Here is a 3,264-nt window from a genome sequence, read left to right on the forward strand (position 1 = left end):
AACATTTAAATAACAGTATCAGATAGAAGACGAGAACTTAAAAGTAATACAAGACAAGTATATTAATTATACAAACTTTTAGTTGGTTAGATAAAGCTACTAAGGGTATATGGTGGATATCTTGGCAGTAAGAGACGATGAAAGACGTATGTTAGACAGCGATATGTCTCGGGGAGCCGTCAAGCAGGCTTTGATCCGGGAATTTCTGAATGGGGGAACCCTCCTGTTGGAAACAGCAGGAACCGTTTGGTGAGTAAAGTAGCCATTCTGGAGTTAACCGAGGGAACTGAAACATCTAAGTACCTCGAGGAAGAGAAATCAATTGAGATTTCGCAAGTAGCGGCGAGCGAACGCGAACTAGCCCAAACCGTTAAGTTTACTTAGCGGGGTTGTAGGACTGCAACGTGTAGCTTTGATGTTAGGAGAAGGGTCTGGGAAGTCCCGCCAAAGAGAGTGAAAGCCTCGTATCCGAAAGTTGAAAAGCGCTAGCAGTATCCTGAGTAGGACGGAACACGTGAAATTTTGTCTGAATCTGGGAGGACCACCTTCCAAGGCTAAATACTACTTACTGACCGATAGTGAACAAGTACCGTGAGGGAAAGATGAAAAGAACCCCGATGAGGGGAGTGAAATAGAACTTGAAACCATATACTTACAATCGGTGGAAGTGCTATTGTAAGGCATGACCACGTACCTTTTGCATTATGAGCCATCGAGTTACGATTTGTTGCAAGGTTAAGCCGTTGAAGGTGTAGCCGTAGGGAAACCGAGTCTTAATAGGGCGAATAGTAGCAGGTCGTAGACCCGAAACGGGATGAGCTATCCATGAGCAGGTTGAAGCGAGGGTAACACCTTGTGGAGGACCGAACCCATATAGGTTGAAAACTGTTGGGATGACTTGTGGATAGGGGTGAAAGGCCAATCAAATTCCGTGATAGCTGGTTCTCTTCGAAATGCATTTAGGTGCAGCGTCTGACGAATACTGACGGGGGTACAGCACTGAATTGGCTAGGGGGCTCACCAGCTTACCAAACCATATCAAACTCAGAATACCGTTAAGTAATATCAGGCAGTGAGACTGCGGATGCTAAGGTCCGTAGTCGAAAGGGTAAGAGCCCTGACCATCAGCTAAGGTCCCTAAATCGTGTCTAAGTGGGAAAGGTTGTGGAACTACTGTGACATCCAGGAGGTTGGCTTAGAAGCAGCCACCCTTTAAAGAAAGCGTAATAGCTCACTGGACTAGTGGTTCTGCGCCGAAAATGTAACGGGGCTAAAGATACGTACCGAAGCTATGGAATGAACTTTGTTCATTGGTAGAAGAGCATTGTGTTTATCGATGAAGGCGTACCGCGAGGAGCGCTGGAGATCCCACAAGAGCTGATGATGGCATGAGTAGCGATAAGGAGTGTGAGAATCACTCCCGCCGAAAATCTAAGGGTTCCTGGGCCAGGTGACTCCGCCCAGGGTTAGTCGGATCCTAAGGTGAGGCCGAAAGGCGTAATCGATGGGTAACAGGTTAATATTCCTGTACTTGGTTATATTCGTTTGACATGAGGAGTGACGGAGAAAGGTAGCAAATCCCACTGTTGGATGTGGGTTTAAGCGTGTAGGCTGTGTTGTAGGCAAATCCGCAACACGTGAAGGCTGAGGCGTGATGACGAGGGCTTGCCCGAAGTTTGTGATCCTCTGCTTCCCAGAAAAGCTTCGTATGAAGAATATAATCAATCCGTACCGTAAACCGACACAGGTAGATGAGGAGAGAATCCTCAGGCGCTTGGGAGAACTCTTGTTAAGGAACTCTGCAAATTGGAGCCGTAACTTCGGGATAAGGCTCGCCCCTGCTGGTGACATCGCTTGCCGATGTAGCTGACGGGGGCCGCAGTGAAAAGGGGGTAGCGACTGTTTATCAAAAACATAGGACTCTGCAAACACGCAAGTGGACGTATAGGGTCTGACGCCTGCCCGGTGCTCGAAGGTTAAGAGGAGAGGTTATCCATTAGGAGAAGCTTTGAATCGAAGCCCGAGTAAACGGCGGCCGTAACTATAACGGTCCTAAGGTAGCGAAATTCCTAGTCGGGTAAGTTCCGACCTGCACGAATGGCGTAACGACTTCCCCACTGTCTCAACAAGAGGCCCAGCGAAATTGGAGTGCGCGTGAAGATACGCGCTACCCGCGGAAGGACGAAAAGACCCCGTGAACCTTTACTGTAGCTTGACATTGGCTTTTGAATAGTAATGCGTAGGATAGGTGGGAGCTGTTGAGGCGTGCGTTCCGGCGTACGATTAGGCATCCTTGAAATACCACCCTTTGCTATTTGAAATCCTAACCTACCATCGTAATCCGGTGGGGGGACAATGTCTGGTGGGCAGTTTGACTGGGGCGGTCGCCTCCTAAAGAGTAACGGAGGCGCACAAAGGTTCCCTCAGGCCGCATGGAAACCGGCTGTAGAGTGTAAACGCATAAGGGAGCTTGACTGCAACACAAACAAGTGGAGCAGGGTCGAAAGACGGTGTTAGTGATCCGGTGGTTCCGAGTGGAAGGGCCATCGCTCAACGGATAAAAGGTACTCCGGGGATAACAGGCTGATCTCCCCCAAGAGTTCACATCGACGGGGAGGTTTGGCACCTCGATGTCGGCTCATCGCATCCTGGGGCTGGAGCAGGTCCCAAGGGTTAGACTGTTCGTCTATTAAAGCGGTACGCGAGCTGGGTTCAGAACGTCGTGAGACAGTTCGGTCTCTATCCTCCGTGGGCGTAAGAAATTTGAGTGAATCTGACCTTAGTACGAGAGGACCGGGTTGGACGAACCTATGGTGTATCGGTTGTGACGCCAGTTGCATTGCCGAGTAGCTAAGTTCGGAAGGGATAACCGCTGAAAGCATCTAAGTGGGAAGCCCATCATAAGATAAGATTTCTATAAGACAGCTTGTAGACTACGAGCTTGATAGGTCGCATGTGTAAGCGCAGTAATGTGTTGAGCTGAGCGATACTAATTAGTCTTTTTGCTTTATTTAACTTTTACTTTTAAGTTCACTTCTATTTGATATTGTTTTTTAAGTGTGAAAATATCGCTTAATAGACTTGCAAAGGTCGAAAAAAAGAATTAAATATACCAAGAATTAAATTTTTGGTGTGTCGATAGCGGCGGGGAAACACCTGATACCATCCCGAACTCAGCAGTTAAGCCCGCTTGCGCCGAAGGTAGTGCCAGGGTCACTTGGTGTGAGACTAGGAAGATGCACCTTCTATATAAAAAGCCAGATC

General features: G+C 48.1%; 2 rRNA genes. Both read left to right on the plus strand.

Features of this window, described 5'->3' with window-relative positions:
* Positions 1–89: 89 nt before the first annotated feature.
* Positions 90–3,014 (plus strand): 23S ribosomal RNA (locus ACMAYX_RS15560).
* Positions 3,015–3,128: 114 nt separating this feature from the next.
* Positions 3,129–3,245 (plus strand): 5S ribosomal RNA (gene rrf / locus ACMAYX_RS15565).
* The last annotated feature ends 19 nt before the right edge of the window (positions 3,246–3,264 follow it).

This window comes from Halobacteriovorax sp. RT-2-3 (assembly GCF_047085075.1).
Taxonomy (GTDB): Bacteria; Bdellovibrionota; Bacteriovoracia; order Bacteriovoracales; family Bacteriovoracaceae; genus Halobacteriovorax_A.